Below are 24,984 nucleotides of genomic sequence, written 5' to 3' on the forward strand. Positions count from 1 at the left end.
GTCAATATTCTGCGGCTGCAATGCATGCGATCTGAATGTTCTGACAGCCGAGCTTTTCTAGTGCATTGGTCAACGCATTGACTGAACTCCCTGTGGTCACGACATCGTCAATAATCAGGATATTTCTAAACTTTCCTTTTTCTGAACGTATAGGTTTGAATTGAGATTGAATATCCTCGATTCTTTCTACACGTGTTAAGCCTTTCTGTGAGTGTTGTGCTGAACGTTCAATTGGCTGCCAAATGGGTATTTGCAGTTTTTTGGAAAGAATTTTTCCGATGACCATCATTTGATTATAACCACGCTCTTTCAAGCGCTCGTTTGAAATAGGCATAGGTACAATCGCTTGAAAACGTTTCAGTTTAAGTTCTAGCAATGTGTGTGCTAGAAAAGTTTGATAATGAAGTTGTTGTTCATATTTGAATAAGTGAATAATGCGATCTATAGGAAAGCTATAGTCGAAACAAGCATAAATATTTCTTTCATGTCGATGAATGAGTGAAGGGCTTTTCCATGGAAGCATTGTCCAACAGTCATCACATAGTCTGTGGGTTTGAGTTGGAGAGAATCCGCATAATTGGCAAGCGCGTCGTGATAATAATGTGTGATAGAGGTTATGAATAGGGCTCAGCATCATGGCTCAAGTTATTTTTATTGTGAGTACCTATGATTATAACTGAGCTCGTTGATTAAGGAACATATTAAACATACGCATATCTAGGCGCTTCTGGTAACCATCGTTTAAGAAGAGCATCCGCTTGATGTGGGTAATCTTTTAAAATTTGAGTCGCGACATAGTGCGCTTGAGTTAACAGATGGTCATCCCGTTCCAATTTAGCCACGCGAAAGCCCATGTCTCCAGTCTGTTTCGTTCCTAACAGTTCGCCTGGGCCGCGGATTTCCAAATCTTTTTCTGCTATTAAAAAGCCATCATTGGTTTCACGCATAATGCGTAAACGCTCTTGTCCATTCTGCGATAAAGGACTTTTATATAATAATGCGCAAAAACTTGCTTTAGCACCTCGACCCACACGGCCCCTTAATTGATGTAGTTGAGATAGACCCAGTCGCTCCGCATTTTCAATGACCATGATGGATGCATTTGGTACATCCACTCCAACTTCGATCACAGTTGTTGCGATCAGCAGTTGTAATTGATTGTCTTTGAACTGTTGCATGACAGCTTGTTTTTCATCAGCTTTCATTTTGCCATGAACCAAACCAATATTGAGGTGCGGAAAGCGTTCTTTAATCTCCTGATAAGTCGCTTCAGCAGCTTGGGCATCTAACGTCTCTGATTGTTCCACTAATGTACAGACCCAATAAGCCTGCTTACCTTCAGCGCAGTTTGTCGCAATACGCTGCAGGACCTCTTCACGACGATCGAGTGGAATAGTGACTGTTTGGATTGGGGTACGCCCTGGGGGTAACTCATCAATCACAGAAGTATCTAAATCTCCGTACGCTGACATTGCTAACGTACGTGGGATAGGGGTGGCGGTCATTACTAACTGATGTGGTGTCGTATCCTGTGCCCCTTTATTTCGTAATGCTAGACGCTGGTCAACTCCAAACCGATGCTGTTCATCAATGATGACAAGACCCAATTTATGAAACTGGACGTTATCCTGAAATAGTGCATGAGTGCCGACGACCAATTGGGCAGAGCCTTCTCTAATCTGCTGTTCTGCAGCAGCGCGTGCTTTCCCTTTTTGTTTGCCTGATAACCAAGAAACTTGGATGCTGAGTGGTTCGAACCATTTTTTAAAATTTAAATAATGTTGTTCTGCGAGGATTTCAGTCGGTGCCATAAGAGCAACTTGCCATCCCTCTTCGAGTGGATGACATGCCGCAATGCCTGCTACTAGGGTTTTGCCTGCGCCTACATCACCTTGCACCAGTCTGAGCATCGGTTTGTTTTGTTTAAGATCTTTCACAATTTCATTTGAAACACGTTTTTGAGCATTCGTCATTTCAAAGGGAAGTGTGGAGAGAAGTTGTTTGGCAAATGTTCGACTGGCTGAAAATGCAGGTGCGGAGATCTGTTGAATGTATGCACGACGAGTCAACAAACTAATTTGATGACTGACTAATTCTTCAAAGATGAGACGTTGCTGCGCAGGATGCTGCCCTTCAGCCAGTTGCAACATATTGGCATCGGTGGGAGGGTGATGAATATATTCTAGTGCTTCTTTTAAAGCATACCCATTGGTAAATTTTGCAGGAATCAGTTCTGGTAAATCATGGGCATGTTGTGCTAAAGCTTGTTTAATATATTCGCGCAGTTTAGGTTGAGTGAGTCCTTCCGTTGATGGGTAAATTGCGGTTAGCTGCGTTTTGGGAAGTGGGGTATGCTCCGTAATCAATTGAATTTCTGGGTGATACATTTCTAGGCCACGAGCGCCTACTCGGACTTCACCAAACACTCTTAAACGATTTCCAGGCTTTGCGCGATCCATCAATGCTTTATAAATATGATAAAAACGTAAGGTGACTTTTCCAAAATCATCTTGTAATAATATTGCCATGGATTTGCGTTTACCGGGCGGCATATCCATTGATGCGACAGTGCCTTCAAGTAAATAGCTTCGACCTACTTGAAGTTGATTCATGGGCACAATAGTACTGCGATCTTCATAATCTCGAGGCAGATGAAACAAAAGATCATCCGTATTCCAGATATTTAATTTTTCGAGTAAAGCGGCAGCGGCGTTTCCTACACCTTGCAACTGATGGACTGCAGTCATGTCCCCTCAACTTTGCTTAAATTGACTTTATAACACTAGAGAATAGGTCTTACATGCATATTCTATTTATCGGTTATGGTAAAACATCCCAACATGTTGCTAAACAATTATTTCAACAAAGACATCAAATTACCACAGTCAGTTTAAGCAGGAAAGATCAAGCAGGTGCTATGCATCTTCAACAAGATATACACCAACTTGATTTATCGACATTGTCGCCTATTGATGCAGTATACGTGTTGATTGCACCCAAAGACCCATCACTAGACGGGTATAAAGCTGCTTTCATAGATGCGATTCCACATATGAGAAATCAGCTGGCATTGCATCCCATCCAAAAGATTATTGTTGTCTCATCAACACGCGTTTACGGACAAGATCAAGGGGAGGAGATTGATGACCAAACAGAGATCAATCCGAAAGATGAGAAAGCATTAGTGTTAGCCACAATGGAGAAACTTTGGCAAGACGCCTTCCCACAGCAATGTATCATTGTGAGACCCACTGGTATTTATGGCGTATCCGTGAAGAGAATGATGCAGCTTGCTCAAAATACAATGACCTATCCCAATGTGCATTGGTCGAATCGAATTCATATCGAAGATTTAGCGGGTTTTCTTGTCCATTTACTTCACGTGGAACATCCAGAAAAAACTTATATTTGTAGTAATAATCAACCCATTCCATTACATGAAATTATTCTGTGGTTCCAAAAGCAGTTAAACATCCTTCCATTAAAATTATTGAGTGAGGCACAGCATGGAAAGAAAATTTATGCCTCTCGAATGTTAAGCACTGGTTTTAAATTGAAACATAATCAATTTTTTAAGGATTATCGAGAACTCATTTAGGCATAAAAAAACCCTCGCTGGGGAGGGTTTTAGATACTATTTTTTCTTGCGTTTTAAGCGTTTTTTGGCTTGTTGATCAGCAACTGCATCCAAAGCTTCTTTGAGCTCTTCATCGTTAAATGAAGTGATATGTTGCAACATTTGTAAGGTTACATCATCTAGTACCAAGTTGGCATATTGAGCAACCTCTTTGAATTGTGCATCAAAGACTATTGCGCCTTCTTCGTTATTACTGATATAGCCTTGTTGAGTCAGAACTTTGATAAAACTTTGGAAGAGCGCTTTATCAAAGAATTCAGGTGAGTTGAACTCATAAAGTACAGATAAACGCTGACCTAATAGATGGCTTAAATCTTCGACCTGCTTGGTCGTAATATTTCCAGAGCCACGTTGAGTAATTAGGGCAAGTGTCATGTAGTAGCGTTCAATACTTTGCTTCACTGGAGCAGCAAGCACGACTAACTGATTGTGTTGTTCAGAGTTAGGTGCAGGGCTACATAAATTTCCATGTTCATCAATCGTAATCAACTGTGCTTCTACCAGACCTTGAACATAGTTACAGATCTGTTCTTTAAGTTCATCCGTATTCCACTTAAGGAAAAGTTCAGCTTTCAAGAATGGATAAAGTGTACGAATGACATTAATCAAATCGCCCTGTGAAATTTTACCATTGTGCTCGACCATCGCAGCAATCAGTGATGGCAAGACATAAGCATGCAAAATATTATTGCGGAAATATGTCAGTAATACTGCTTGACCATCTTCAATCGCAATGATGTCGCCAAGGACATGTTTTACACGCTTAATCAACTTGAGTTTTAAACCATAAGCAATGATTTCTTTACCAGACAGTGGTGTGATTTGAACTCGATGATCATAAGGTAAAGCTGTTAGAAGATTGCGATAGGTATCTAACTGTTTAATGCAAATCTCTTCATCAAGCGTGTGCTTGGAAGTCGATAAAAGAATAAGTGACAATAACGAAACTGGGTTGATAACAGCAGCACGGTTAATATTTTCAAGAATTGCATTTGCTGAGGTGTTGACTGCATCAGAAACTTCTTGAGGAATCGGGTCATCATTCTTCTCAATTTTGATATTTTCAGCACCATGCTGTTTCAAAATCTCATCAAGGAAGACGGGTTCACCAAAGTTTACGTGTACTTTACCGAAGATGCGTTCAATCTTTCTTAAGGTTTGTAAAATACCAAAGATAGATTCGGCCTCTTTAGGCTTACCATTCATTTCACCGACGTAAGTTGCACCTTCCATCAGGCGTTCATAACCAAAATAGGTCGGGACAAATACAATAGGTTTAGCACGACCACGCAAATGACTATGCACAGTCATTGCCAACATACCTGTTTTCGGCGGTAATAAACGTCCAGTACGTGAACGTCCACCTTCAATAAAGTATTCTAATGGCGTGTTGCGCGATAGGATACTGTATAGATATTCTTTGAATACAGTGGTGTATAACGCATTTCCACGGAAGGTTCGACGTATAAAAAATGCACCGCCACCACGTAAAAGCTGACCAACGAATGGCATATTCAGGTTATCACCTGCAGCAATGTACGGTACCATCATCCCACGCTTATAAATCACATAAGAGAGTAATAGGTAGTCAATATGGCTACGATGACAAGGTGTATAAATAATTTCGTAGTCTTTCGCTAATTCACGAACTGTATTGAAATTATGTACTTCTACGCCGTCATAGAGTTGAGTCCAAAGACGCGTCAGGGCTTGTTCTGCAAAACGTACGGTTGCATGAGAATAGTCTGATGCAATTTCATTCACGTAGCCGATCGCACGGCGCTCAGCTTCAATCAAACTGATTTTAGAGCGAATACTTTCTTTGCGAATTCCGTCCTGAACATCTTGAGATTTAATCAATGATTGCATCACGTTTCGACGATCTGACAAATCTGGACCTAATACAACTTCACGCTGACGATCTAGATAATCATTGAGTTGATTGACGATATATGTTGCAGGAGACAAGTTTGGATGTGTTACACGTGCGTAATCTACCAATTCGCGCAGTGATTTTGGTTCATGGAATTCAAGAAAAGATTGGCGACCATGTAAACCAATATTCATCAGTTGTTTAACAGTACTTGGTGTTGCCCAAGTGTCCGTAAATAGCAATTTAAATAATGAATCTTCTTTGTCCGGTGAGCGGCCCCACAATACAGTCACTGGTACAAGTTCAATGTCAGTATCTGGGTGCTTATCCAATATCTCGATCAATCTGAGGAGACGAGGTGGAAATGCATGGGGTGGCGGATTAAGTAAGTTTGTTTCATCTTGATGTTGTAAAAATAATACAGCAGCTTTCTCTTTATGGTCCCCGATCATGAGTGGGTCAAGTGCTGGCGCGAGATTTAATCGACGAGTTTCGCCGTCAACCACTAACGCATTACTACGCGAGTAATTTTGTAATACATAGCACACCACTTTTTTGTGAGTCGTGTTATTTTCAGTGGGTGGTGTTGAAGGTTGGGTTTCAGTAGGAACCTCTCCAAGAACATGCGGTGTTACTACGAGGTCAAGCAACTTACTGGAAAGTCGACGATACATTTGACCAAAGCCATTCTTGGACATACATACTCCTAGCCAAAGACGAATTTCGCATGACGCGAATGAAGGCAATTATTTTCTTAAATCTGTGATCAAAACAATATGTCATTTTCTAACAAAATGCACAGAATTTGGATGAATTTTCGTTAATAATCGTATTTTTAGCCAAAATATCAAATTTGTTTTATGACAATATAGTCAAGCAAAGTTTAGTTGTTTACTCGGAAATTATGGCAAGATAGAGATTGAGTCATTAAATTGGAAAATCTGTTTAAATTCAACAGGACCAATTTAATGTCGTAGCAATGAAATATATAGGTCCGATATGAATCAGCTCACGCAAGAACTCGTAGATTTACTCACGCTAGAACGACTTGAAGAAAACATTTTTAGAGGCAAAAGCCAAAATTTGGTTGGCAAACGCGTCTTTGGTGGACAAGTTCTAGGTCAAGCTTTACGTGCTGCTTCATATACAACTGATCGCCCTGCACATTCATTGCATGCATATTTCTTATTTGGTGGAGATGTTAATGCACCCATTATTTATGAAGTAGATCGAATCCGAGATGGGCGTAGTTTCGTGAGTCGCCAAGTTCGTGCGATTCAACATGGCAAGACGATATTCATGTGTATGGTATCTTTTGCAGACCAAGAAGAGGGTCTCAATTATCAAGTTGCTGAACCAGAATACCCGCCAGTAGATGGGCTAAAATCTGAAGCTGAACTCAAGAAAATGATTGTCGATTTCGTACCAGAGAATGTGCGTGCCAGCTTTATGCGTGATCGTCATGTTGAAATTAAGCCTGTAATGCCAGTCAATCCATTCCAACCACAACCTGAAGCGCCGTCTTACGCGCACTATATTCGTACACACGATCGTTTGGCTGATGATGTAGATGAAAATGCATTACATCAGGCGATCGCTGCTTTTTATTCAGACTTTACTTTGATGACAACTGCACTACGACCACACGGACTCAGTTATATTTCACCGAGTTTACAATGTGCCAGCATTGACCATACCATGTACTTTCATAAACCATTTCGTGTAGATGATTGGATGCTCTATGACATGGAAGCAACGATTAGTGCAAGTTCTAGAGGATTGAACTTTGGAAGAATGTGGCAAAATGGACAATTGGTCTGTAGTACAGTGCAAGAAGGTCTAATTCGAATTCGTGAAATCGAAACGCAATAAGATAATTGATCCATGCTTCAAGCCAAATCTTCAGATTTGGCTTTTTACTTCATATTTGTATTTATAAATTATTCGTTTCGGTTGCAAAGCTAACAAGAAAAAATGATCGATTCTTGAGGGCGCTCATGGCATAGTGCGACTAATAAATCAAAATGAAAAGCACATGACATGAGTCTAAATACGCAAATTTTAATTGCTGCAATTTTAGGTGTGGCTTTTGGCTTCTTGTTAAATGTATTCCCTCATACAGCATTTTTTAACGGAAGTTTATATGGCTTAGGGATTGCCAGTAGTATCTTTATCGGCCTACTGAAACTATTACTGATTCCTCTCATTTTTAGTTCTATTGTTGTCGGAGTTTCCAATCTACAGACTGGTGGCCAACTTGGTAGAACTTGGAAAATTACCCTCGCTTGTTGTGTCACAACCACAACGTTGGCGCTGATTTTGGGGCTTGCGTGTGCGCATCTTTTTGAGGTCGGGAAGGGTGTAGACATCACTATTTTTCAAGAGACCATGAATCAGCATCAGACGCCTGATACTTTGACGCCCTCGAGTTTTTTTACCAACTTTATCCAAAATACACTAATAAACCCGTTTAAAGCATTTGCTGAAGGTAATGTGTTAGCCGTTGTCGTTTTTGCACTTTTAATTGGGGTGGCTCTTGTTAAAGGTGGTGAAAAATTTGAAACAGTGAAAGCGTTGAGTCAGCAATTTTTTGAAATCATGATGTTGATGATTGGTTGGGTGATGAAGCTCGCACCAATAGGGATTTTTGCGTTACTGGCAAAGTTAATCGCGACGGAGGACCTATCTGTTCTGAGTCGATTAGCAGAATTTGCAGCAGTAGTCACGGGAACGACCATCTTTCATGGTCTTGTTGTTTTGCCTTTGTTGCTCTGGATTTTCGGGAGAATGAATCCAATTACATTTTTTAAGGGAACACGAGCAGCCTTGATTACGGCGTTTGCTACCAGCTCAAGTTCCGCAACCATGCCGCTATCAATGAAGTGTGCTCAGGAAAATTTAGGAGTAAGACCCCAGACTGCAGGATTTGTGATCCCTCTCGGGACACAGTTGAATATGGATGGGACGGCATTGTATGAGGCTGCGGCGGCGCTGTTTATTGCGAATTTAATGGGGCTTGACTTAACGTTAGGACAACAATTGATTGTGTGTGCGACAGCAATGATTGCATCTTTAGGGGCACCAGGTATACCTAGCGCAGGTATGGTTACCATGATTATGGTTTTACAATCAGTTGGACTCCCAGCAGAAGCAATCGCGATATTATTGCCGATTGACCGTTTATTAGATACTGTCAGAACAGTGGTGAATGTGCAAGGGGATATGATGATTAGTGTTGTTGTAGATCGTTACACGAATCCTGATCATGAACCCATTGCAAAAAATACAGCTTAAAAGATTAGATCAGATATAAAAAAAGCAGGGATCACCCTGCATTTTTATTGAATACATTATGCAACTTTCAGTGCTGCGCGTTCCGCTGCTGGTGATTGATTTAGATAGTTGATCGCATCTTCAGTTTTTGCTTCATGAACAGGGTCGTACCAAGGCATTAAATAGCCGAGTTGTTGAGAAACAAGCCAGAATGGGTGTGGGAGTAAACCATTGTCTTTTTGGGCAATTCGTGCCCATTCACGCCAAATCCAAGGTTTGTAAACAGCTGGTTTAATTGATTTAAAGCGAGGGTCTTGACCCATAATATGAGCAGCACCATCAACCCATAAACCTAATACAGCAGCAATCACAACTACACTTTGATAATAACGAGAAATATAACCACCGCCGAGATGACGATATAAGTCAAATGCAACGGTACGGTGTTCAATTTCCTCAGCACCATGCCATTTTACGAGATCGAGCATATTGGCATCAGCGCCCAATTCACCCCATTTTTTGTTGTACAAGGCATATTTGCCGAGGACACAAGTCATATGTTCAACAGTAGCAATAATACCTAATCTGAATAAATCCCACTGATGATCTAAGGCTTTTGGGATGTTTAGACCTAAAGGTTTATCCGCTAAAAGTTTTCCAAAAAGAAAGTCCATGATATCGAGGTTACGTTGAATATCGATATGACGTGCGCTGAGATATTCTTTATTTGCTGAATTATGTGCTTGAGCGTGCATCGCTTCTTGGCGAATAAAAGCTTTCACATCTTCTGCAAGTTTTTCATCAGTAATTTTGGGCAAAACTTTGTTGTACAGACGACAAAACCAGAATTCGCCTGCTGGTAAGATGTTATTGATTTCATTGATAAAATAACTAACGAAAGGCTGATTTGGAACCCAATCTACTGGTGTATCCGCCCACTCAAATTTAACTTTACGAGGTTTGATGTGATACTCAATAGAAGATCCAATCTTACTATTTCTTAATCGAGACAATAATTTCATCACACTTTCCTGAATTTTTGTTGTGATTATCATTTTTCAGTATAAAAAAATGCCCTCAAATAACCTTAGCATTTGGGGACATTGATGTATCAATTAGTGAATGTAATGATTTAACCATTCGGTAGGGTAGATACTATTCGGCTTTGTTGGATTTTAGTTCGGTTGTTTCGCTTGGTGATTCATCATCTTCTTGAATAACATGATCAAAATCTTCATCGATGTCTGATTCACTTACTTCAGGAATTGCACTTAGATCAAATCCGTTAGGCTGCTCAAGCGTAAAATTTAAACGACCAGCAATAACGCTTGCGAGTTCTTCAAGACCATGCTTATTGAGGGATGAGAACAATTGGATAGAGAAGTTAAGCTTCATTTTCTTTAATTGAGCTTTGACTTCTTGCAATGCTTTGGAAGCTGGACCACGATTTAACTTATCTGATTTTGTTAATAAAACATGGACAAATAATTTACGTGAATAAGCCCATTCTAACATCATAACATCGAAATGTTGTAAAGGGTGTCGTATGTCCATTAACAGTACAAGCCCTTGTAAACTTTCACGATGAATGAGGTAGTTTTCAAGCTCTTTTTGCCAAACGATTTTCATGCTTTCAGGTACAGCAGCATAGCCATATCCAGGAAGGTCAACTAATCTTTGTTCGGCATTGCCCATGCTAAAAAAGTTAATCATTTGTGTGCGACCAGGTTTTTTAGACGCACGTGCAAGTTGTTTTTGATTGGTTAATGCATTAATCGCACTCGATTTACCAGCATTCGAGCGACCTGCAAAAGCAATCTCATAACCTGTGTCTTCTACACATAAATTCAGTTTTGGTGCACTCATTAAGAATTCGGCTTTGCGCAACCAGTTGAGCGCTTGAACCGAATATTCAGTAATCGCTGGATCGGCTTTTTTCTCATAGCTGATCTTTTGCTTTGGGGCATTTGACGCCTTACTGTTTTTCGACTTTCCTCTGCTGTGATGCATAGCTCAACTTCAATAACTCAATTTACAATCAGCTATTATAAAGGAAGTCGCGCATGCAAGCGAATACTCAATCGAATTGAGTCAATCTATGGTGTAACTTGAATGAAAGGAATGGGTGAATCTGAATTGAATTTTATACCTGAGGTGGTTATAACATCCTTCAGTTTAAATTGATCTAAATGCTGATAAAACTGTTGGACTGCATGATCTAAAATGCCTTTTAATCCACAGTCACTTCTTAATATGCATGGTGGATTATGACACTCAACAATTTGCTGATCGCCTTGAAGTGTTCTCACTAAAGTCCCTAATGAGATATTCAGAGTTTGAGGGGCTAGACGTATACCGCCACCTTTGCCTCGAGTGGTTATTAGCCAACTTTGTTTTGCCATATAGTGAACGATTTTCATGGCGTGGTTTTCTGAGACCTGCAATTGGTTTGCCAGTTCTGCAATGGTATAAGGCAAGTCGCGAGGGTGTGCGACATACATCAATATACGCAGCGCATAGTCGGTAAATTTATTCAGTTGCATAGATCATCATCAAAGATAGCTTATTTCTATCTTAACATTGAAAGCCCCGCGAACGGAGCTTTCAATGATCTCTTAAAATCTTATTTCGGTTAAAGATTTAGATGAATTAATTTTTTAGTGGTGCAGATACCTCAACCACATCACCTACTTGATAGTGGTTTAATAAGATATTTGCCACAGAATATTCAGTTGCTTCATCTACCGCTTTTACTGTGATTTGATACTGGTCAGCTTGTGCAGCATCAAAGCTAAATTGTTGTGGTTGGCGAATCTCTTGCCCCGGTACTTGGACTCGCACCGAAATATATTCACCTGCTTCAGCCGTCGCAATGGTGTGACCGTCTTTGGCAGCTAAAGTTAAGGTTTTGGTGTTAGCTTCAGCTTCAATCGCTGTAATTTTAAATTCACGCCAGCCAGCCCAACCGCCATCTTGTGCAGTCAAAGCTTCATATTTTGATTTTTCGACACCGATTAAAATGTCTGCCAATTGCATATACGCGGCTTTCCAAGCAGCAATCAGATCAGAGTCCATTGGCACATCTAATACTTCGCTGATTGAATGCAGAAGGTTTTCACCCACAATCGAGTATTGATCCGCTTGAATGTCTAAACTTACGTGTTTAGTGGTAATTCGCTCAATCGCTTTTGCCAAAACTGTAGGATTTTCAATATTTTCAGCATATGCCAAAACAGCAGCAGCTAAAGCACGTGGCTGACGACCAGTACTTTGGTGATCCATGTTAAATGTATTTTTTAACTCGGGGTTGTTGTTCAGCATGCGATTATAGAAATAGGTTGTAAGGGCTACACCATTCTCACGCAGGACGGGAACAGTCGCTTTTACAAGTTCAATATGTTGTGGCGTCATGAGCTTCAACTTTAGTTTTATTAAAAGATATATTTAAAATACATCTTTTAGGGTCGAGCTGCAATATGACTTGCATAGAAAACCTTAAAATAATTATGGGATATTAAAATATCCCATAATGAAGTTAGAAATGATGGGTAAAGGGAGGGCTATTTTTTTCCAAATAATGAGCCCAGTAGACCGCGTACGATTTTTTGCCCAGTGCTTCCGCCGAGGCTTCGTGCAGCACTTTTAGCAAACGTACCGACAATATCTTGGGTGAGTTTTTCGCGTTGTTTGGCTGCACGTTCTGCTTCTTTTTGTTGTTCACGGGCAAGGCGTTCTTGTTCTTTGGCTTGCTGTTTTGCGAAAGCTTCTTGCTCTTTAGCAATTTGCTTCGCGTAGGCCTCTTGTTCCTTAGCTTGTTGTTTTGCTAACGCTTCTTGTTCGGATTGTTGTTGACGCTGAACTACTTTGTTTTGCAGCATTTCAAAAGCACTTTCTCGATCAAGTACTTGCTCATAAACACCTGCAATCACACTGTTTGTCATGAGCGTCTTACGCTCTTCAAGCGTGATAGGTGTAAAAGATGAATATGGGGGCATAACCCAACCGCGTTCAACCATTTGTGGCGTACCTTGCTCATCTAGACAGCTAATCAGCGCTTCACCAACTGCCAGCTCCGTAATAGCATCTTGTACATTGAATGCAGGATTTGCTCTAAAAGTATCAGCTGCAGTTTTTACTGCTTTTTGATCTTTTGGTGTGAAGGCACGAAGTGCATGCTGAACACGGTTGCCCAGTTGTCCTAAAACACTTTCAGGTAAATCCAGAGGATTTTGGGTGACAAAATAAATACCTACTCCCTTAGAGCGGATTAAGCGTACCACTTGTTCGATCTTTTCTTGCAAAGCAGGGCTGGCATTGTCAAACAGTAAATGAGCTTCATCGAAGAAAAATACCAATTTCGGTTTATCCATATCACCGACTTCAGGTAATTGTTCAAAGAGTTCGGAAAGCATCCACAGTAAGAAAGTCGCATAAAGCTTTGGGGTATTCATTAATTTATCGGCAGCGAGCAAATTAATATTGCCGTGACCTTGTGCATCGGTTTGGATAAAATCCATGAGGTCTAATGCAGGCTCACCAAAAAATTGATCACCGCCTTGATCGGACAGTGCTAGCAAATTACGTTGGATTGCACCCAGGCTGGCAGGGGAAAGATTGCCGTATTCTGCTTTAAAGTCAGCTGCATGCTCAGTCACATAAGTGATCATCGCTTTGAGGTCTTTAAAGTCGATCAGTAATAAACCTTGATCATCCGCGATGCGGAAAATCGCAGAAAGCACACCTTCTTGGGTGTCATTCAAATTCAGCATTCGGGCTAAAAGCAATGGACCAATTTCTGATACTGTAGTCCGAATCGGGTGACCTTGTTCGCCAAATAAATCCCAAAAAACCACAGGTGATGCGCGAAATGGGATTGATTCAATATTGAGGCTCTTGATGCGTTCATCAAATTTTGAATTATTTTCACCTGCTTTGGCAAGGCTAGAGACATCACCTTTTGCATCGGCTAAAAATACCGGCACACCAATACGAGAAAAGTTTTCTGCCAAGACCTTTAAAGTGACTGTTTTGCCTGTGCCTGTTGCGCCGGCAATCAAGCCATGTCGGTTTGCCAGTTGCGAATGTAAAACAATCTCTTGGGATGTATCTGAGGTTTTTTTTGCGATGACAATTGGTGTGCCCATAATTATTCCTTTTTATTCGATCTTTTGTTGTTGCATTATTTTGAGTGCTTGTTGAATATCTTCTATCAAATCGTGAGGATGTTCCAGTCCTATACAAAAACGAACCAATATTCCTTCTTGTAAATGTGGATGTGCAAGCTCACGCATTTGATCAATTTGATAGAGCATTACTAAACTCACTGGGCCACCCCAGCTAAAACCTAATTTAAACAGGTGGAGAGCATCACAAAAATGGCGTATATCTTGAAGATTATATTTTTTATCAAAAATTACACTGATTAAACCTGCACTTAATTCTGATATGCAAACTTCCTTCCAAAAAGTATGACCTGCAGATTTTGGATTGGCAGGGTGTAACACTTGTGCAAACTCATTTTGCTGTTGAAGCCAGCTCAATAAAGTTAGCGCTGATTTAGATTGGTGCGTATAACGGAGTTCCATTGAAGATAGGCTGCGCTGAATCTGTGCAGTATCATCGCCTGATATTGAAATCCCTTGAATTGCATGCATACGAAATAGCTTGTGGTATAAATCCTTGGTTTTTGTAACGACACTCCCCATGAGAATGTCACCACCACCGCTTGGATATTTGGTGAGTGCATGGACGGTGATATCGACTGCTAAATGTTCTGTACCAAAATCAAAAGCATTAAAAGCCAGACCTGCTCCCCAAGTATTATCAAGTGCGGTAAGGATCTTATGCGTTTGAGCTTTTTTGACCAGATTCTTTAAATCTGGAAATTCGAGTGTTACAGATCCTGCAGCTTCTAACCAAATTAACTTAGCTTTATCACTGGGTTTAAAGCTCTCAACATCAATTGGGTTATAGACCTTAACGGCAATACCATAACGTGATTCTAGGTTTCGCAAATGCTCCATATTTGGACCGTAAATATTGTCAGCGACCCAAACTTCATCACCATGTGCTAAAAAACAAGAATTCACCAAGTTGATTGCAGAGAGTCCGCTTGGTGCAAGGAGGCAGTATTCTCCGCCTTCTAATTGTGCAATATTGTCGCCTAGCGTAAACGTAGTGGGGGTGCCATGCGTTCCGTAACTATAGTCATAAGCATTGGTCCAATGGCGATTGAAAAGAGCATCGGTATTTTCAAAAATGATCGTTGATGCACGATAAATAGGAGGTTGAATACTATTTAAAAGTTGAGGTGCTTTTCTAGGGCTATGTATGAGTTGAGTTTGCGTATTTATTTTCACAATTTACCTGTATAAACCGTCATTTTATAACTAACAAAACATACTACTAAAAAACTGCATAGCTGTGCTTTGTTTAAAATTATTTAACAGCCTATAGGTTGGCTTCATTTTTGCAACTGCTAGTGCAATATAAGAAAAGTTCGGGTTGGAAAATGAAGCCATTAAAAGTGCATTACTTTCAGCATATTGCTGGTGAAGGGTTCGGAAGTTGTTATGAGTATTTAAAATCAATTGGAGCACAAATTAGTGCTACCGAGTTTTTTGCATTACCTGTTGAGATGGCATTAGAAATCGAGGCGTTACCAGCAATTGAAGATATTGATTTACTAATCATCATGGGTGGAGCAATGAGTGTAAATGATGAGGCAAATTATCCATGGCTAAAAATAGAAAAAAGATGGATCCGTCGATATTTATCACTAGGCAAGCCAGCAATTGGTTTGTGTCTCGGAGGTCAGCTTATAGCCAATGCTTTGGGAGCAAGTGTACGTTTAAATGAACAACAAGAGTTAGGTTGGACTAAAGTCTTCAGAACTCAACATGGTTTATCAGATTACTTTGAAATACCTAAAGAATTGGAAATAATGCAATGGCACAGTGAAACTTTTGAGATTCCTAAAGGAGGCGTCAGACTGGCTGAAAATAATGTGTGTGCAAACCAAATGTACCAAATTGGAAAGAATGTGCTGGGTTTTCAGTTTCATCCAGAAATAACGCCGAAAGTTTTACAAATGTATATTGAGAATGAAGAGCATGAGAAGGTATTTTCTGGCACTTATGTACAATCATTAGATACCTTAAAACAAACAAAAAAAACGAGGTTTCAAAAAGGGAATGAATTGCTGATCGATGCAATTAATTATGTATTGGGGTTCGGGCAGGGTGTACAAAAGAAAGCCGCCAACGCTTAACCGTAAATTGAGAAAAAATGATAAATAGGTTTGCTTAACAGTTAAACAATCGTTATAATGGGCGACCCTTTGATATTAAGGGCTAAACAACGTTGATTGTTGTTTAGATCGTTACAGTCGTGGCATCGATCACGACCTTAGTGATTTTCACTGCCTCTGACACTTGCCTTGTTTTCGGACAGGGTGAGATGCGTCATGGGTGATTCTTTATATATTTGGCTTGGAGTTTACTGGTATGTCTAACCAGAGAATCCGTATCCGTTTGAAGTCTTTTGATCACCGTTTAATTGATCAATCTTCTCAAGAGATCGTAGAAACAGCAAAACGTACTGGCGCACAAGTTTGTGGTCCAATCCCGATGCCAACTCGCATCGAGCGTTTTAACGTTCTAACTTCACCGCACGTTAACAAAGACGCGCGTGATCAGTATGAAATCCGCACTTACAAGCGTTTGATCGACATCGTTCAACCTACAGACAAAACTGTAGATGCATTGATGAAATTAGATCTTGCAGCTGGTGTAGACGTTCAGATCGCATTGGGTTAAGGCTTTCGGTTAATTAACACTCTAAGTTAATTAAGCCGCTTTTTTAGAGGTTTATGCACATGGCTATTGGTTTAGTCGGTCGCAAGTGCGGTATGACACGTATCTTTACAGATGCTGGTGTTTCTGTACCTGTTACAGTGATTGAGGTTGATCCTAACCGCATCACTCAAATCAAAACGCTTGAAACTGATGGTTATCAAGCGATTCAAATCACTACTGGTGAACGTCGCGAATCTCGCGTTACTAATGCTCAGAAAGGTCACTTCGCTAAAGCGGGTGTTGCTGCTGGTCGTTTAGTTCAAGAGTTCCGTGTTACAGAAGCTGATCTTGAAGGTCGTGAAGTTGGCGGAACTATCGGTGTAGATTTGTTCACAGTGGGTCAAATCGTTGACGTAACTGGTCAGTCTAAAGGTAAAGGTTTCCAAGGTGGTGTTAAGCGTTGGAACTTCCGTACTCAAGACGCTACTCACGGTAACTCTGTTTCTCACCGTGTTCTAGGTTCTACAGGTCAAAACCAGACTCCTGGTCGCGTATTCAAAGGCAAAAAAATGGCTGGCCATTTAGGTGCTGAACGCGTAACTACACAGGGTCTTGAAATCGTTGCTATCGATACAGAGCGTTCAGTTCTTGTAGTTAAAGGCGCGGTTCCTGGTGCTACCGGTGGTGACGTAACTGTTCGTCCTACTATCAAGGCTTGAGGGGAAATAACGTGAATTTAAATACTGTTTCCGGCTCTGCTGTTGAATTATCAGAAGTTGCGTTCGGTCGTGAATTCAATGAAGCTCTTGTACACCAAGTTGTTACAGCTTATTTAGCTGGTGGTCGTCAAGGTTCAAAAGCTCAGAAATCACGTGCAGACGTTTCTGGCGGTGGTAAAAAACCATTCCGTCAAAAAGGTACTGGTCGCGCTCGTGCTGGTTCTATTCGTAGCCCAATCTGGGTTGGCGGTGGTAAAACTTTTGCTGCTCGTCCACAAGACTGGTCTCAAAAAGTAAACCGTAAAATGTATCGCGGTGCTATGCAATGCATCCTAGCTGAACTTGTTCGTCAAGATCGCTTAGTTTTAGTTGAAGAGTTTGCTGTAGCTGCTCCAAAAACTAAAGAATTGCTTGCAAAACTTAACGACTTGAATGCTACTCGTGCATTAATCGTTACTGATGCTGTTGATGAGAACTTGTATCTAGCTGCTCGTAACCTTCCACACGTTGATGTGGTTGATGCTGCTGCTATCGATCCTGTTAGCTTGATCGCGTTCGATAAAGTTGTTATGTCTGTAGCTGCTGCTAAGAAAATTGAGGTAGAACTCGGATGAACAACGAACGTATCTATCAAGTCCTAAAAGGACCTGTATTCTCAGAAAAAGCACAAGTTTTAGGTGAAACTGCTGGTGTTCAAGTGTTTAAAGTTGCTATCGATGCAAACAAACTTGAAATCAAAAAAGCAGTTGAACAATTATTTGGTGTAGAAGTTGTTAAAGTTAACACGACTATCACTAAAGGTAAGACTAAACGCTTTGGTAAAACTATCGGACGTCGTTCTGATGTTAAAAAAGCATACGTCACCCTGAAAGCTGGCCAAGATGTAGAAATGGCTGACTTGGGCGATACCGCTGAAAGCACAGCGGAATAAGGACGAGAATTATGCCTATTCAAAAATGTAAGCCAACGTCTCCAGGACGTCGCTTTGTAGAGAAAGTCGTTCACGACCATCTTCACAAAGGTGCGCCTTATGCTCCGTTGGTAGAAGCTAAAAAACGTACTGGTGGTCGTAATAACAACGGTCACATTACTACACGTCACGTTGGTGGTGGTCACAAGCAACATTACCGTATTGTTGACTTTAAACGTAACAAAGATGGCATTCCTGCGACTGTAGAGCGTATCGAATACGATCCTAACCGTACTGCACACATTGCATTAGTTTTGTATGCTGACGGTGAGCGTCGTTATATCATTGCGCCTAAAGGTCTACGTGCTGGTGATAAAGTTCAATCTGGTAACGATGCTCCAATTCGTCCAGGTAACTGCTTACCACTTCGTAACATGCCTATCGGTTCTACTCTTCACAATATCGAGCTTAAAATCGGTAAAGGCGCTCAATTAGTGCGTTCTGCTGGTGCTTCTGCTCAGTTATTGGGTCGTGACGGTTCTTACGCAATTATTCGTCTACGTTCTGGCGAAATGCGTAAAGTACACGTTGAATGTCGCGCAGTTCTTGGTGAAGTTTCTAACCAAGAAAGCAACTTACGTTCACTAGGTAAAGCTGGTGCTTCACGCTGGCGTGGTGTTCGTCCTACCGTTCGTGGTATGGCGATGAACCCGGTAGATCACCCGCATGGTGGTGGTGAAGGGCGTAACAAAGGTATTCAACCTGTAAGCCCATGGGGTCAAAAAGCTAAAGGGTACAAGACACGTACCAATAAGCGTACGACTAAGATGATCATTCGCGACCGTCGCGTTAAGTAACAAGTAAAGGAATCTGACAATGCCTCGTTCTCTGAAAAAAGGCCCATTCGTCGATGCGCACTTGTTCGCTAAGGTTGAAGCGGCTATCGCGGCTAATAACCGTAAGCCGATCAAAACTTGGTCGCGTCGTTCGATGATCCTCCCGGATTTTGTTGGTTTAACAATTTCTGTACACAATGGTCGTAACCATGTTCCGGTAATCGTATCTGAGCATATGGTTGGTCACAAGCTTGGTGAATTTGCACCGACTCGTACTTACCGTGGTCACGGTGTTGACAAGAAATCTAAACGTTAATAGGTGCTATGATGGAAGTAACTGCTAAATTACGCGGTGCCGCTATCTCGGCACAAAAAGCTCGTTTGGTTGCAGACTTGATTCGCGGCAAATCTGTTGCGCACGCTCTTAACATCCTAAACTTCAGCAACAAAAAAGCTGCAGTTTTAGTTAAGAAAGCGTTGGAATCTGCGATTGCAAATGCTGAACATAATAACAGTTTAGATGTAGACGATCTTAAAGTTTCTACGATCTACGTTGATGAAGGCATGAGCCTTAAACGTATTTTGCCACGTGCTAAAGGCCGTGCAGATCGTATTACTAAGCGTACTTGTCACATCACCGTTAAGGTAGGGGTTTGATATGGGTCAGAAGGTTCATCCAATCGGTATCCGCCTAGGTGTTGTGAAACGTCATAACGCTAACTGGTATGCGAATCCGAAACAATACGCTGAATACTTGCTTAAAGATCTTCAAGTTCGTGAGTTTTTAAACAAAAAACTTAAGAATGCGATGGTGAGCAATATTCTTATCGAACGTCCAACAGGCGCTGCTAAAGTAACAATTAGCACTGCTCGTCCTGGTATCGTGATCGGTAAAAAAGGCGAAGACATTGAAAAATTACAGCGCGAACTTACCAATATTATGGGTGTTCCAGCGCAAGTAAGCATCAACGAAATTGATCGTCCAGATTTAGACGCTCGTCTAGTTGGTGAAGCAATTGCTTCTCAATTAGAAAAACGTGTAATGTTCCGTCGTGCTATGAAGCGTGCGGTTCAAAACACTATGCGTGCTGGTGCGAAAGGTATCAAAGTTGAGGTTTCTGGTCGTTTAGGCGGTGCAGAGATTGCACGTACTGAATGGTATCGTGAGGGTCGTGTACCTCTACATACTCTTCGTGCTGACATCGACTATTCAGCGGTTCGCGCAGAAACTACTTACGGTACGATCGGCGTTAAAGTTTGGATCTTCCGTGGTGAGATCTTGGGCGGCATGAAACAAGTCATGAACCCAGCTCCAGCTGAAGAACGTCCAGCTAAACGTGGTCGCGGTCGTGGTGAAGGTCAAGAGCGTCGTGGTCGTCGCAATGATCGTTCTGCTGAAAAAGGAGAATAATCCATGTTGCAACCTAAACGTACTAAATTCCGTAAAGTGCAAAAAGGCCGTAACACTGGTCTAGCACATCGCGGTAGCACAGTATCTTTTGGTACTATCGCACTTAAATCAGTTGAACGTGGTCGCATGACTGCGCGTCAAATTGAAGCAGCGCGTCGTACAATCAGCCGTCGTGTAAAACGTGGTGGTAAGATCTTTATCCGTGTATTCCCGGACAAACCAATTACTGAAAAACCATTAGAAGTTCGTATGGGTAAAGGTAAAGGTTCTGTGGAATATTGGGTTTGTGAAATCAAACCAGGTAAGATCCTGTACGAAATGGAAGGTGTGAACGAAGAATTAGCGCGTGAAGCATTTACGCTTGCTGCTGCTAAACTTCCGTTTAAAACCACTATCGTGACTCGGACGGTAATGTAATGAAAACTAAAGATCTACGTGAAAAGTCGGTAGAAGAATTGACAGCTTTGCTTGATGAGCAACAGTTGAACCAATTCCGTCTTCGCATGGCTAAAGCAACTGGTCAATTGGGTAAATCGCACGAAGTGCAATTAACTCGTAAAACTATTGCTCGCATCAAGACCCTCCTTACCGAAAAACAGGGGAACGCACAATGAGTGAGCAAACAGTTCGCACGTTAACAGGCAAAGTAGTAAGCGACAAGATGGACAAGTCTATCGTTGTTCTTATCGAACGCCGCGTTCAACACCCGTTGTATGGCAAATCAATCCGCCGTTCAACAAAATTACACGCTCATGATGAGAACAACACTGCTAAAACTGGCGATGTTGTAACTATCAAAGAAAGCCGCCCAATTTCTAAAACTAAGTCTTGGACTTTAGTTGAAGTTGTTGAAGCAGCTGCTGAGTAAATAACGTTCTTGTTGCATCATCGGTCAATTTCGAGTACTCTTTGAGCCTTTCGAAATTGTGACCGGTGATGCTCGGTTTTGGAGTAGGGCAATGATTCAGACCGAAACTATGCTCGACGTAGCAGACAACAGTGGTGCTCGCCGCGTACAATGTATTAAAGTACTTGGTGGTTCACATCGTCGTTATGCTTCAGTTGGCGACATTATTAAAGTTACTGTAAAAGAAGCAATTCCACGTGGCCGTGTTAAAAAAGGCGACGTAATGAATGCAGTAGTTGTACGTACAAAATTCGGTATCCGTCGTCCAGATGGTTCTGTTATTCGTTTCGATGATAACGCTGCTGTTATTTTGAACAACAACAAAGCTCCGATTGCTACTCGTATTTTCGGACCAGTGACTCGTGAACTTCGTACTGAACAGTTCATGAAAATCATTTCATTGGCTCCTGAAGTTCTATAATAGAGGCAATCATGGCTAAGATTAAAAAAGGCGATCAAGTAATCGTGATCGCAGGTAAAGAAAAAGGCAAACAAGGTACTGTTTTGTCTGTTTCTAATGACCGAGTTAAGGTTGAAGGTCTTAACTTAGTTAAGAAGCATCAAAAGCCTAACCGTGCAACAGGTGCTGAAGGCGCTATCGTTACACAAGAAGCTTTGCTTCATATCTCTAACGTGGCAATTTTTAATGCTACAACCCAAAAGGCTGACCGTGTTGGTTACCAAGTGATTGATGGCGTGAAAACTCGCGTTTACAAATCAAATGGTGAATCAGTGGCGGTAGCGAAGTAATAGGTTGAAATAGGCAATGGCCAGACTTAAAGCGCGTTACAACGACGAACTTAAAGCTCAATTACAAGAACAATTGGGCGTTAAGAATGTGATGGAGATCCCTCGCATCACTAAAATCACGATCAATATGGGTGTTGGTGCAGCAGCTGCTGACAAAAAACTCCTTGATGGTGCTCTTTCTGATATGCAAGCTATCGCTGGTCAAAAACCAGTTCTTACGTTAGCTCGTAAATCTATCGCTGGTTTCAAAATCCGTGATGGTTGGCCGATTGGTTGTAAAGTTACTTTACGCGGCGAACGCATGTACGAATTCTTAGACCGTTTGATCTCTATCGCGATCCCTCGTATCCGTGACTTCCGTGGTTTCTCTGCGAAATCATTTGACGGTCGTGGTAACTACTCTATGGGTCTTAAAGAACAGATCATGTTCCCTGAGATCGATTTTGATAAGATTGACCGTATTCGTGGTATGGATATTACCATCACTACGACTGCTCGCACCGATGACGAAGGCCGTGCGCTTATGCGTGCATTCGGCTTCCCGTTCAAATAAGAGGTCGATATGGCTAAGAAAGGTATGATTAATCGCGAATTGAAACGCGAAGCTACTGTTGCTAAATACGCTGCAAAACGTGCTGAATTAAAAGCTGTTATTGCAAACGTAAATGCAAGCGACGAAGAGCGTTTCGAAGCGATGATGAAGTTACAAGCATTACCACGTAATGCATCTCCAGTACGTCTTCGTAACCGTTGTGGTTTAACTGGTCGTCCTCATGGTTACTTCCGTAAGTTCGGTTTAAGCCGTAACAAATTACGTGACACAGTAATGCAAGGTGATGTACCGGGCGTTGTTAAGGCAAGCTGGTAAGGAGCACTATAAATGAGTATGCAAGATACCGTTGCCGACATGTTAACACGTGTTCGTAACGCACAAATGGCGAAGAAACAAACTGTTTCTATGCCAAACTCAAAGTTAAAAGTTGCGATTGCTAACGTTCTTCAACAAGAAGGTTATATCGCTGATGTAGCTGTTGCAGATGCTGAAGGCAAACCAACACTTACTTTGACTTTAAAATATTTCGAAGGCAAACCAGTTATTGAAACTGTGAAGCGCGTTAGCCGTCCAGGTTTACGTCAATATCGCGGTAAAGATAACCTTCCAAGCGTTAAGCAGGGTTTAGGTATTGCAATTGTTTCTACAAGCAAAGGCATCATGACTGATCGCGCTGCACGTGCTGCAGGTATCGGTGGTGAAGTTATTGCTTTTGTTTCTTAATAGGTGATTCCTCATGTCTCGTGTGGCTAAAGCCCCAGTAACTGTACCTAACGGTGTAACAGTTACTCAGAACGGCCGGCAGGTCGAAGTGAAAGGCAGCAAAGGTACTTTGTCTTTCAACCTGCATGCGCTGGTCGAGCTAAAACAGGAAGACGGTATTCTAGCTGTTGCTCCTAAAGCTGAATCTAAAGATGCTTGGATGCAAGCTGGTACTGCTCGCGCTGTGCTTAACAACCTTGTTAAAGGTGTTAGCGAAGGTTTCGAACGTAAGTTACAACTTATCGGTGTTGGTTATAAAGCTGCGGTTAAAGGGAACACAGTTCACCTTAACCTAGGTTTCTCTCACCCGATCGATTACAACCTTCCTGAAGGTGTAACTGCTGAAACTCCTACAGCTACTGAAATCGTGCTTAAATCTGCTGATAAAGCAGCTTTAGGTCAAGTTGCTGCAGATATCCGTGGTTACCGTCCACCAGAGCCATATAAAGGTAAAGGTGTTCGTTATTCTGATGAAGTTGTACTTCGTAAAGAAGCTAAGAAGAAATAAGGCGCGAGGTTCTTATGAACGAAAAGAAACAAACCCGTTTGCGTCGTGCGAAAAGCACACGCTTGCACATCCGTGCATTGGGTGCGACTCGTTTGTGTGTAAACCGCACTCCGCGTCACATCTATGCTCAAGTAATCTCAGCAGATGGTGGCAAAGTATTAGCGCAAGCTTCTACTTTAGATGCTACGTTACGTAGTGGTACTACAGGTAACGTTGAAGCAGCTACTAAAGTTGGTGCTTTAATCGCTGAACGTGCTAAAGCAGCTGGCGTAACTAAAGTTGCATTTGACCGTTCTGGTTTCAAATATCATGGTCGTATCAAAGCCTTGGCTGATGCTGCTCGTGAAAACGGCTTGGAGTTCTAATCATGGCTAAAGTTGAACAAAACGAAGGTCTTGTTGAAAAGCTGGTTGCCGTTGATCGTGTAGCCAAAGTTGTTAAGGGTGGTCGTATCTTCTCTTTCACAGCATTAACTGTTGTGGGTGATGGTAATGGTCGCGTAGGTTTTGGTCGTGGTAAAGCTCGTGAAGTTCCAGCTGCTATTTCTAAAGCACTTGAAGCTGCTCGTCGCAACATGATTACTGTTGAACTTGTTGATGGTACTGTTCAGCACCCTATCAACGCTCGTCACGGTGCTAGCCGTGTTTACATGCAACCTGCTTCTGAAGGTACTGGTGTAATTGCTGGTGGCGCTATGCGTGCTGTTTTAGAAGCTGTTGGTGTACGTAACGTATTAACTAAATGTTATGGTTCTACTAACGCTGCGAACGTAGTAAACGCGACTTTTAATGGTCTGCGTGATATGACTTCTCCTGAGAAAGTTGCTGCGAAACGTGGTCTTTCAGTAGCACAAATTCAAGGGTAATCAATCATGAAAACGATTAAAGTTACCCAGACTAAATCTGCATCGCATCGCTTGAAAAATCACAAGCTTAGCCTTAAAGGTTTAGGTCTGCGTCGTATTGGTCACACTGTAGAAGTTCAAGATACTCCTTCTAACCGTGGTATGATCAATCAAGTTTACTATATGGTTAGTGTAGAGGAATAAG

At 41.5% G+C, this 24,984-nt stretch carries 32 protein-coding genes and 1 pseudogene; 24 read left to right on the forward strand and 9 right to left on the reverse strand.

What is annotated here, in order from left to right:
* Position 1: 1 nt before the first annotated feature.
* Both AC1M9E_RS01675 and recG read right to left on the reverse strand, forming a co-directional pair.
* The gene (locus AC1M9E_RS01675; protein ID WP_481608153.1) at positions 2-634 is read right to left on the reverse strand and encodes a ComF family protein; all 633 of its coding nucleotides are present in this window, start codon (positions 632-634) and stop codon (positions 2-4) included.
* A gap of 67 nt (positions 635-701) precedes the next feature.
* Positions 702-2,747 (reverse strand): ATP-dependent DNA helicase RecG, encoded by a 2,046-nt coding sequence (recG, locus tag AC1M9E_RS01680; RefSeq protein WP_481592047.1) that lies wholly within the window; start codon positions 2,745-2,747, stop codon positions 702-704.
* Positions 2,748-2,800: 53 nt separating this feature from the next.
* On the opposite strand from recG, the gene AC1M9E_RS01685 reads away from it, so the two are divergent.
* Positions 2,801-3,598, forward strand: coding sequence for a Rossmann-fold NAD(P)-binding domain-containing protein (locus AC1M9E_RS01685; protein WP_481592046.1), 798 nt, complete (start codon positions 2,801-2,803; stop codon positions 3,596-3,598).
* A gap of 36 nt (positions 3,599-3,634) precedes the next feature.
* On the opposite strand, the gene plsB is transcribed toward AC1M9E_RS01685, so the two are convergent.
* Entirely contained in the window at positions 3,635-6,208 is a 2,574-nt protein-coding gene (plsB, locus tag AC1M9E_RS01690) for a glycerol-3-phosphate 1-O-acyltransferase PlsB (RefSeq protein WP_481610312.1), read from the reverse strand.
* A gap of 301 nt (positions 6,209-6,509) precedes the next feature.
* Between plsB and AC1M9E_RS01695 the strand changes: the two genes are divergently transcribed.
* Together AC1M9E_RS01695 and AC1M9E_RS01700 are read left to right on the forward strand one after the other, a co-directional pair.
* Complete coding sequence (locus tag AC1M9E_RS01695) at positions 6,510-7,382, forward strand: acyl-CoA thioesterase (protein WP_035265059.1); 873 nt, start codon at positions 6,510-6,512, stop codon at positions 7,380-7,382.
* Positions 7,383-7,550: 168 nt separating this feature from the next.
* Positions 7,551-8,804 carry a dicarboxylate/amino acid:cation symporter gene (locus AC1M9E_RS01700; protein WP_481608155.1) on the forward strand — a complete coding sequence of 418 codons (1,254 nt, stop codon included), beginning with the start codon at positions 7,551-7,553 and terminating at the stop codon, positions 8,802-8,804.
* Between the two features lie 56 nt (positions 8,805-8,860).
* Here the strand turns inward: AC1M9E_RS01700 and AC1M9E_RS01705 are convergent, their stop codons facing one another.
* The 6 genes from AC1M9E_RS01705 to AC1M9E_RS01730 all read right to left on the reverse strand — a co-directional run bounded on the left by AC1M9E_RS01705 (position 8,861) and on the right by AC1M9E_RS01730 (position 15,142).
* Complete coding sequence (locus tag AC1M9E_RS01705; protein ID WP_481592044.1) at positions 8,861-9,805, reverse strand: metal-dependent hydrolase; 945 nt, start codon at positions 9,803-9,805, stop codon at positions 8,861-8,863.
* Positions 9,806-9,938: 133 nt separating this feature from the next.
* Positions 9,939-10,793, reverse strand: a complete 855-nt coding sequence (gene yihA / locus AC1M9E_RS01710) for a ribosome biogenesis GTP-binding protein YihA/YsxC (RefSeq protein WP_481592043.1) — start codon at positions 10,791-10,793, stop codon at positions 9,939-9,941.
* Positions 10,794-10,879: 86 nt separating this feature from the next.
* Positions 10,880-11,326 (reverse strand): RrF2 family transcriptional regulator, encoded by a 447-nt coding sequence (locus tag AC1M9E_RS01715; RefSeq protein ID WP_481608156.1) that lies wholly within the window; start codon positions 11,324-11,326, stop codon positions 10,880-10,882.
* A 106-nt stretch (positions 11,327-11,432) separates the two neighbouring features.
* Entirely contained in the window at positions 11,433-12,194 is a 762-nt protein-coding gene (locus tag AC1M9E_RS01720) for a globin domain-containing protein (RefSeq protein WP_481608157.1), read from the reverse strand.
* 149 nt (positions 12,195-12,343) lie between these two features.
* A complete protein-coding gene (locus AC1M9E_RS01725; RefSeq protein ID WP_481608158.1) occupies positions 12,344-13,927 on the reverse strand; it encodes a helicase HerA-like domain-containing protein in 1,584 nt (527 codons plus the stop codon).
* A 12-nt stretch (positions 13,928-13,939) separates the two neighbouring features.
* Entirely contained in the window at positions 13,940-15,142 is a 1,203-nt protein-coding gene (locus AC1M9E_RS01730) for a PLP-dependent transferase (protein WP_481608159.1), read from the reverse strand.
* Positions 15,143-15,294: 152 nt separating this feature from the next.
* Here AC1M9E_RS01730 and AC1M9E_RS01735 point away from each other — a divergent pair, with 152 nt between their 5' ends.
* From AC1M9E_RS01735 to rpmD, 21 genes and pseudogenes are all read left to right on the forward strand, one after another.
* On the forward strand, positions 15,295-16,053 hold the full coding sequence (locus tag AC1M9E_RS01735; protein WP_481597845.1) for a type 1 glutamine amidotransferase: 759 nt from the start codon (positions 15,295-15,297) through the stop codon (positions 16,051-16,053).
* Between the two features lie 235 nt (positions 16,054-16,288).
* Positions 16,289-16,600, forward strand: a complete 312-nt coding sequence (rpsJ, locus tag AC1M9E_RS01740) for a 30S ribosomal protein S10 (protein ID WP_004725677.1) — start codon at positions 16,289-16,291, stop codon at positions 16,598-16,600.
* 59 nt (positions 16,601-16,659) lie between these two features.
* Positions 16,660-17,298: a 50S ribosomal protein L3 gene (rplC, locus tag AC1M9E_RS01745; protein ID WP_035265091.1), complete on the forward strand. Its 639-nt coding sequence runs from the start codon at positions 16,660-16,662 to the stop codon at positions 17,296-17,298.
* Between the two features lie 11 nt (positions 17,299-17,309).
* On the forward strand, positions 17,310-17,912 hold the full coding sequence (rplD, locus tag AC1M9E_RS01750) for a 50S ribosomal protein L4 (RefSeq protein ID WP_035265093.1): 603 nt from the start codon (positions 17,310-17,312) through the stop codon (positions 17,910-17,912).
* Positions 17,909-18,229, forward strand: a complete 321-nt coding sequence (gene rplW / locus AC1M9E_RS01755; protein ID WP_035265097.1) for a 50S ribosomal protein L23 — start codon at positions 17,909-17,911, stop codon at positions 18,227-18,229. Before rplD ends, rplW begins: the two co-directional genes overlap by 4 nt.
* An 11-nt stretch (positions 18,230-18,240) precedes the next feature.
* The gene (gene rplB, locus AC1M9E_RS01760) at positions 18,241-19,065 is read left to right on the forward strand and encodes a 50S ribosomal protein L2 (RefSeq protein WP_035265099.1); all 825 of its coding nucleotides are present in this window, start codon (positions 18,241-18,243) and stop codon (positions 19,063-19,065) included.
* Positions 19,066-19,084: 19 nt separating this feature from the next.
* On the forward strand, positions 19,085-19,360 hold the full coding sequence (gene rpsS / locus AC1M9E_RS01765) for a 30S ribosomal protein S19 (protein WP_004281508.1): 276 nt from the start codon (positions 19,085-19,087) through the stop codon (positions 19,358-19,360).
* 11 nt (positions 19,361-19,371) lie between these two features.
* On the forward strand, positions 19,372-19,701 hold the full coding sequence (gene rplV / locus AC1M9E_RS01770; protein ID WP_035265103.1) for a 50S ribosomal protein L22: 330 nt from the start codon (positions 19,372-19,374) through the stop codon (positions 19,699-19,701).
* Between the two features lies 1 nt (position 19,702).
* Positions 19,703-20,519, forward strand: a pseudogene (gene rpsC / locus AC1M9E_RS01775) (30S ribosomal protein S3).
* Positions 20,459-20,872: a 50S ribosomal protein L16 gene (gene rplP / locus AC1M9E_RS01780; protein ID WP_035265110.1), complete on the forward strand. Its 414-nt coding sequence runs from the start codon at positions 20,459-20,461 to the stop codon at positions 20,870-20,872. The pseudogene rpsC and the gene rplP overlap by 61 nt, the downstream one beginning before the upstream one ends.
* On the forward strand, positions 20,872-21,069 hold the full coding sequence (gene rpmC, locus AC1M9E_RS01785) for a 50S ribosomal protein L29 (RefSeq protein WP_035265113.1): 198 nt from the start codon (positions 20,872-20,874) through the stop codon (positions 21,067-21,069). The genes rplP and rpmC overlap by 1 nt, the downstream gene beginning before the upstream one ends.
* Complete coding sequence (gene rpsQ, locus AC1M9E_RS01790) at positions 21,066-21,323, forward strand: 30S ribosomal protein S17 (RefSeq protein ID WP_004691314.1); 258 nt, start codon at positions 21,066-21,068, stop codon at positions 21,321-21,323. Before rpmC ends, rpsQ begins: the two co-directional genes overlap by 4 nt.
* Before the next feature lie 91 nt (positions 21,324-21,414).
* Positions 21,415-21,783, forward strand: coding sequence for a 50S ribosomal protein L14 (rplN, locus tag AC1M9E_RS01795; protein ID WP_035265119.1), 369 nt, complete (start codon positions 21,415-21,417; stop codon positions 21,781-21,783).
* An 11-nt stretch (positions 21,784-21,794) separates the two neighbouring features.
* Positions 21,795-22,112: a 50S ribosomal protein L24 gene (rplX, locus tag AC1M9E_RS01800; RefSeq protein WP_035265122.1), complete on the forward strand. Its 318-nt coding sequence runs from the start codon at positions 21,795-21,797 to the stop codon at positions 22,110-22,112.
* 16 nt (positions 22,113-22,128) lie between these two features.
* Positions 22,129-22,665, forward strand: a complete 537-nt coding sequence (rplE, locus tag AC1M9E_RS01805) for a 50S ribosomal protein L5 (protein ID WP_004809796.1) — start codon at positions 22,129-22,131, stop codon at positions 22,663-22,665.
* Positions 22,666-22,674: 9 nt separating this feature from the next.
* On the forward strand, positions 22,675-22,980 hold the full coding sequence (rpsN, locus tag AC1M9E_RS01810) for a 30S ribosomal protein S14 (RefSeq protein WP_067731180.1): 306 nt from the start codon (positions 22,675-22,677) through the stop codon (positions 22,978-22,980).
* A gap of 12 nt (positions 22,981-22,992) precedes the next feature.
* Complete coding sequence (gene rpsH, locus AC1M9E_RS01815; RefSeq protein ID WP_035265132.1) at positions 22,993-23,388, forward strand: 30S ribosomal protein S8; 396 nt, start codon at positions 22,993-22,995, stop codon at positions 23,386-23,388.
* 13 nt (positions 23,389-23,401) lie between these two features.
* The gene (gene rplF / locus AC1M9E_RS01820; RefSeq protein ID WP_035265135.1) at positions 23,402-23,935 is read left to right on the forward strand and encodes a 50S ribosomal protein L6; all 534 of its coding nucleotides are present in this window, start codon (positions 23,402-23,404) and stop codon (positions 23,933-23,935) included.
* A gap of 14 nt (positions 23,936-23,949) precedes the next feature.
* Positions 23,950-24,300, forward strand: coding sequence for a 50S ribosomal protein L18 (gene rplR / locus AC1M9E_RS01825; RefSeq protein ID WP_035265138.1), 351 nt, complete (start codon positions 23,950-23,952; stop codon positions 24,298-24,300).
* 2 nt (positions 24,301-24,302) lie between these two features.
* Positions 24,303-24,800, forward strand: coding sequence for a 30S ribosomal protein S5 (gene rpsE / locus AC1M9E_RS01830; RefSeq protein WP_035265141.1), 498 nt, complete (start codon positions 24,303-24,305; stop codon positions 24,798-24,800).
* Between the two features lie 6 nt (positions 24,801-24,806).
* Positions 24,807-24,983, forward strand: coding sequence for a 50S ribosomal protein L30 (rpmD, locus tag AC1M9E_RS01835; protein WP_004786899.1), 177 nt, complete (start codon positions 24,807-24,809; stop codon positions 24,981-24,983).
* The last annotated feature ends 1 nt before the right edge of the window (position 24,984 follow it).

It is taken from the genome of Acinetobacter sp. 24-47-47 (assembly GCF_057737035.1).